Origin of the sequence: Lactiplantibacillus dongliensis (assembly GCF_005405105.1) — a bacterium.
Lineage (GTDB): Bacteria > Bacillota > Bacilli > Lactobacillales > Lactobacillaceae > Lactiplantibacillus > Lactiplantibacillus dongliensis.
This window is the reverse complement of the sequence record NZ_BJDK01000007.1, coordinates 108484-114984: the sequence shown is the minus strand read 5'-3', so window position 1 is coordinate 114984 and position 6501 is coordinate 108484. Positions and strand designations below refer to the sequence as shown.

The following is a 6501-nucleotide window of genomic DNA, read 5'->3' as shown; positions in this document are numbered from 1 at the left end:
CGTGGTGATTAAAGTATAGGTCTCCATGACCTTTTTGTGTACCTTACCGGGTGTTGCACTTCAATTTTAAATCCGGGTTTTCTTAATTAGTGATAAATTGGTTATTGTAGAATTGCATTACCAGTTGAAACTATTTAAAAAATCAAACTAAAGGAAAACGGCAATTCTTGAAATTAAGAATGCTGTCATACCGGGATATTTTTAGTGTATTCCCCACGTACGTAGGGATGATCCCCTGACCTTGAAGAAACTCAAAAAGAAATTACCGTATTCCCCACGTACGTAGGGATGATCCTACAGCATTCAAAAATTAGGATCAGCAATTGGGGTATTCCCCACGTACGTAGGGATGATCCCACAATCTTGAGTTCAAACGTGGCGGCCAAGAGGTATTCCCCACGTACGTAGGGATGATCCTTAAAGGACTTAAAACCCGGTGTCACTAAGCACGTATTCCCCACGTACGTAGGGATGATCCCTAAGACGTTATCGGCGTGCTTCGCTGACTTCAGTATTCCCCACGTACGTAGGGATGATCCAAGTGTGCTGGTGCGTGGTCGATGTCGGCGTCGAGTATTCCCCACGTACGTAGGGATGATCCTGTCGACATGGAAGTTGTCGAGTTGACGCTACTGTATTCCCCACGTACGTAGGGATGATCCTTGCCGACCGTACCAGTGACGGCCTTATTTAGCGTATTCCCCACGTACGTAGGGATGATCCCACGATCGTCTAGCAACTTATCATCGAGATTCAAGTATTCCCCACGTACGTAGGGATGATCCTGCCCGCCACTGTAATCTTGCGAGTTGAGCGCGGTATTCCCCACGTACGTAGGGATGATCCTTGGCCGGCTCGCTTGCTTGATTGTAGCTGGCGGTATTCCCCACGTACGTAGGGATGATCCTACAGCAGCATAAATTAAACTCTGTGGGGCATTGTATTCCCCACGTACGTAGGGATGATCCCGGGCAAAGCCAGCCAGTTAGTCAAGGATAAGTGTATTCCCCACGTACGTAGGGATGATTTTAATTGCATAGAGTTATGAAAAAGACAACATTCTTTGAAAGATTGTTGCTTTTTTGTAGTCAGTGAATTAATTAGTAGTTAGAGCTATTTAAACGTGGGTATTTAATAATGCGTTTGTATAAGTTTAGTAAATTTTGTATAGATTATGTAAACAAGGATATATAGTTAACGTACTATGATATATTTACAGGGTAATAAGAGCTTAGTGATAAAAGAGCAAGTCTCCGATTTATCAAAATCGGTATATTAGAGTGTATTAAACACGCATCTGTTATGGAGTATTAAAATGTACAATACTGGTTTCTGCTATATTTTTTATTTCACTTAAATTACAAATTAGCAAATGAATAAATTTTATAGACGTCAAAGTAGTCATTGAATAGTGAAAGGAGCCGTACATGCAGTGATGAATATATCCAAACAGGCTGCAAGTCTATGGGCCAAGAAACGGTCGGAAGATGGATTTCAATACTGGTTACCACTGATTACACATTTAATTGATGCTGAAAAGACGATTGACTGGTTATTTACTGATTGGTTATGTGAAGGGGATCGGCAAATATTAAGGGGTTCACTTTCTGAAGAACGAACCCAAAGATTGATTAGATTTGTAGCATTTATTCATGATATTGGGAAGGCAACACCGGCTTTTCAATTAAATAGGTCACGTGATGGAGACGATTTGCTAGATAGTCAAGTAAAATCAAGATTGTATTATAGTGGTCTGATTAAAGAAATGGAAAGTAGATTGGCTTCGCCATCTAAATCGCCTCATGCATTAGCTGGTGAAGCAATTGTTGAACATTTTGGGATTCCTGAGTCAGTTGGTGCAGTCATTGGTGGGCATCACGGTAAACCCGCAGATGAAGCACCCAGTGAACAGATTGATAATTATACGGCTAATTATTATCTAAGCGACAATAATGAAGTGATTCAAAGACCGTGGAAACTTGTTCAAAGTGAATTGTTTGAGTACGGATTGGTATCAGCTGGTTTTAAAACCGTTAGTGAAGTTCCAAGTATCCAAAAGTCGCAAGCAATCATTCTAGAGGGGCTGCTAATTATGACTGATTGGTTAGTATCAAGCGAATACCTAGGTGGAAATCCTGATATACCACTGTTCCCACTTATTAAAACTAATCAGACTTATAAGGATATTAAAGATAAAGCACAGATTAGATTTGAGCTAGCAAAAGGTACATGGAATATAGGTGAAAACTGGATTCCTCAAAAAATTATTGGTGGGACGCCTTATGAGGATCGCTGGCAATTTAAAGCGAGACCCGTTCAAGAAGTAATGACTAATTCGATTGGTGAGATATCAGATCCAGGAATCGCAATTATTGAAGCGCCTATGGGAATAGGGAAGACTGAGATTGCTTTAGTAGCAGCTGAACAATTGGCACAAGTTTCTGGTAGAGATGGGTTCTTTATTGGTTTACCAACGCAGGCAACAACCAATGCTATGTTTGATCGTGTTGAAAAATGGCAAAAACACTGGGTAGGTAAGCATCAGCTAGGAAGAATGAATATTAGCCTAACACATAGTAGAAATCAATTTAATGAAAACTATATGAAATTGCCGCGTGCGACCAACATGTATACCGATGAAGAGGATAAAAATAGCTCATTATTTGTTAATGATTGGTTCATAGGAAAGAAATCCATTTTATCGAAGTTTGTGGTGGGAACAATTGATAGCTTGCTTTTAATGGGATTGAAGCAAAAACATTTATTTTTAAAACACTTAGGATTCAGTGGCAAGGTTGTGATTATCGATGAAGTTCATGCATATGATGCATTTATGAGTCAATATTTATATAAAGTAGTCAGCTGGCTTGGTGTTTATCATGTGCCAATTGTGATTTTGTCAGCAACACTCCCAAAAGGAAAAAGATGTGCTTTAATGACTGCGTACTTAAATGGGAAGTACGGGGAGGAATGTGCGGAACAGATAACTGCACCTAAAGACTGGCAAAAAAATCAGGCTTATCCGTTACTAAGCATATTAGATGGTAAGCAGATTAAACAGATTGAAGATTTCCCAAGCCAAGCAGAACAAAAGCCTGTAAAAGTACAGGTACACCGATTGAACACACCTGATGACGAACTTATTCCGATGATTATAGACCAAATTAAAGACGGTGGAGTGGCTGGAATAATTGTTAATACTGTCAAGCGAGCACAGATGTTAGCGGCGATGGTGCCAGCTGATATTAAATTAATGGTATTACACTCAGCTTTTTTAGCGACTGATCGGGCGATTAAGGCAGACCATTTAATGGCTGCTATTGGTAGTCAAGGTGGTAAACGACCGGATAAAATGATTGTAATTGGGACTCAAGTCTTAGAACAGTCGTTGGACATTGATTTTGACATCTTGTATACAGATATTGCGCCTATGGATTTAATCCTTCAAAGGATGGGACGTTTACATCGCCATCAGATTATACGCCCTGACAAATTGCGAACACCACATTTATTTATTATGGGAATTCAGAATTGTAACAAATATGGAGACGGTAATGAATCAGTTTATGATAAATACTTACTCATGAAGACAGATCATTTCATGAAGTCAACGATTACGTTACCAGATGATATCTCGCCTCTAGTTCAAAAAGTTTATGATCGTGAAACTGATTATGAAGTGACGGATATTATTAAAGCTAGAAAAAAGTTTGATATCAAGGTTAGTAGCAAAAAGGATAGGGCAGAAAACTATCAAATTGATGATCCTGAGTTTGAAGATAATGACACTATCCATGCTTGGTTAAAGCGTAGTTTGGTGGCGGGCAGGGATGAAAGTGCAGCTAGCGCTGCGGTACGTGATATTAAAGAAACGCTAGAAGTAATTCTTGTTCAGCATACAGAGGATGGCAATCTTCTGTTAGATGGTCATTGGTTAGATGAGGTGTCATCGCAACAAGTTGCACAACAAATTATTAGACTACCAGCAATAATTACGATAAATATTGATCAAGCTATTAACAAGCTAGAGACATTAACTAGTCGTTATTTTAGCAGTTGGCAAGATGATATTTGGCTTAAAGGATGTTTAGCGTTGCCATTGGATGAAAATTTTTCGGCCACATTTGAGGGATGGCAATTAGTATATTCTAAAGAACTACGTTTAAGTTACGGAAAGGACGAACATGAATAAAAAAAGCTTTAACCTAACTACTGACCCTTGGATTAAGGTTGTTGAGATGGAAACTAATAAAGAAAAAGTAGTTTCTTTAATCGAGTTATTCCAAAGTGCTTCAGAATATCGACAACTAGCTGGTGAGATGCGTAGTCAGGATTTGAGTATTCTTAGATTCTTACTTGCAATTGTAACGACTGTTTATTCTCGAGTTGATGTGGATGGAAACCCGTATGATTGGATGAAAAGTCGCGCTAAGGCATCAAATGAATTGGAATTAAACAGAAAGAAAATCGATAAGAAAAAAGCAAGAAAAAGCTTGTTGGCAACTTGGAATAAGCTATATCAATCTAATCGGTTTTCTGAGGCTGCAATTAAATATTTAAACGAATATAAAAATCGATTTGATTTATTTGGCGAGCGTCCGTTTTATCAAGTAACAGCCGAAGACTATGATTCTCTAGTTCCAAGAAATAAGAGGATCTCTACAGGTAGCGGCCAAGTAGCAGTCCGACAAATCAATCGACGAATCTCGCAAAGTGGTAATACGGCGGTAATATTTTCACCAAAATCTGATGAATTAAAAGATGAAGTTTCGTTAGATGAGTTTGTTCGTTGGTTGATTACCTATCAAAATTATACTGGTACTACGGATAAAACCAAAGTGGTATTTGATAAAACATTTACCAATAAGGGCTGGATTTATAACATGAATCCTGTCTTTGCTGAAGGCAGATCACTTTTTGAAACATTAATGTTGAATCTAATATTGGTTGATGAAAGACAAGAATATTCTGCTCAAAGGCCGGTGTGGGAATTTGAGAGTATGAGTGATTATATAGATGAGCGTAAAAAGCTTATTTTACCTAATAATTTAGCAGAACTCTATACGACTTGGTCTAGAATTTTACACGTTGAATGGGATGCTTTGGGAATGCCTAAGATTTTCAGTGCCATGATTCCAATGTTTGAAAATAAAGGCGCATTTGTTGAACCAATGACGACTTGGAAATTTGACGAGAAAGCTAATGAGTATCAACCAGAAGTTAAAAATACCAGATCAATAGGTACTGCTATGTGGCGTGAATTTGGTCAATTTGTTAGGGTCAGAACGAATGACAATATACATGAGCCTGGGATAGTTGGCTGGTTACGCACATTAAAAAAGGAAAAGTTAATTTGGGATAAACAACTGATAGTATTGGATTCAGTGACTTTAATTAGCGATGGTAAGGCATCGCAATCACCGTTATTTGAAATTATAGATAATATCCAAATGCAGGCTGATGTTCTTTTTGATCTAAACGAAACGAATCGTTGGACAGTTAGAATAGAGGATGTTATTAAGTTAACTCAAGGTGTCGGGAAAGATTTTGAAAGTTTTCTAGAGGATATTGGTGAAATTAGAGGCTTGAATGTAAATTCATTTGTAATTAAGATGAGTTCTAAATTCTATGATCATTTAAACGAATCATTTAGGGCATGGTTAGAGAATCTTACAGGTGATGATGACCGAGATAAGAAAATTAATGACTGGAAAGATGATCTTAAACGAATTGCGAATATGGAAATTGAAGATATTATGCGGACAAGTTCACCAAAAGATATTCAGGGAATTTATACGACAGAAAAGAAAGACAAGAAAAAGAAAGACAAGAATAGATATTTAAATGTTTTCATTGCAGAAAATGAATTGGCAAATTGTATGCGAAGTCACTTCAACTTATAGAGGGGGATATAGGTTTATGGCGTCAGGTGTTGAGAGTGCGACTAAAAATATTATCAAAACTTTTTATCAAAGTGAGAATTCTCGAAAGGCCATATTAGCCGTTTTAAAGAGCAGTGCAACATTGAATAATCGGCCAGTTCAAGCTATTTGGCCGATTTTGATGAAGAATTTGAATGAGCGTCAGCTTAGTCATAACGGTGTACCAAGCACTTCTGAGATAGCCGTTTACGCCGGAATTCGTTTTTTTGCATTGTATCAACAAGGTAAGGATCAATTTGTAGATGGGTCAGAAAATGTGGCTTTTTTTAAGCTCTTATCAAAATTGCGAATGGATAAAAAAATCCAAAAAGGGTTGGATCAAAGAGTGCGGGCAGTTTTATCAGTTAATGATGTCACTAGTGTAATTAATGGTTTAACTAATTTAATTGGTATTATTAATGGGCACAATGAAATGCACAACGTAAGGATTGATTTTGCTTGCCTGGCGCAAGAGTTATATTGGTTTCAACTTAATCATAAGCAAAGAGTTCAAGTTAGGCTAAAATGGGGAGAACAATATTTTTATGATAGCCATAAGTCAACTGAGTCTGGGGAGTAA

At 37.8% G+C, this 6501-nt stretch carries 3 protein-coding genes and 1 CRISPR repeat array; all 3 genes read left to right on the top strand.

Annotated features, from left to right (window positions below; translation table 11 throughout):
* Positions 1-206: 206 nt before the first annotated feature.
* Positions 207-1029: direct repeats of the CRISPR family, unit length 28 nt; unit sequence GTATTCCCCACGTACGTAGGGATGATCC.
* 406 nt (positions 1030-1435) lie between these two features.
* Genes cas3 through casB form a run of 3 tightly spaced genes read left to right on the top strand, consistent with a single transcriptional unit; the run spans position 1436 to position 6501 of the window.
* Positions 1436-4192, top strand: coding sequence for a CRISPR-associated helicase Cas3' (gene cas3 / locus FFM80_RS03965; RefSeq protein ID WP_137639613.1), 2757 nt, complete (start codon positions 1436-1438; stop codon positions 4190-4192).
* Positions 4185-5903, top strand: coding sequence for a type I-E CRISPR-associated protein Cse1/CasA (locus tag FFM80_RS03960; protein ID WP_137639605.1), 1719 nt, complete (start codon positions 4185-4187; stop codon positions 5901-5903). The genes cas3 and FFM80_RS03960 overlap by 8 nt, the downstream gene beginning before the upstream one ends.
* A gap of 16 nt (positions 5904-5919) precedes the next feature.
* Entirely contained in the window at positions 5920-6501 is a 582-nt protein-coding gene (gene casB / locus FFM80_RS03955; RefSeq protein ID WP_171001025.1) for a type I-E CRISPR-associated protein Cse2/CasB, read from the top strand.

Excerpts from the sequence above, each read along its gene's own strand:
- FFM80_RS03960 (WP_137639605.1), top strand. The coding sequence starts at position 4,185 with ATGAATAAAAAAAGCTTTAACCTAACTACTGACCCTTGGATTAAGGTT.
- cas3 (WP_137639613.1), top strand. The coding sequence starts at position 1,436 with ATGAATATATCCAAACAGGCTGCAAGTCTATGGGCCAAGAAACGGTCG.
- casB (WP_171001025.1), top strand. The coding sequence starts at position 5,920 with ATGGCGTCAGGTGTTGAGAGTGCGACTAAAAATATTATCAAAACTTTT.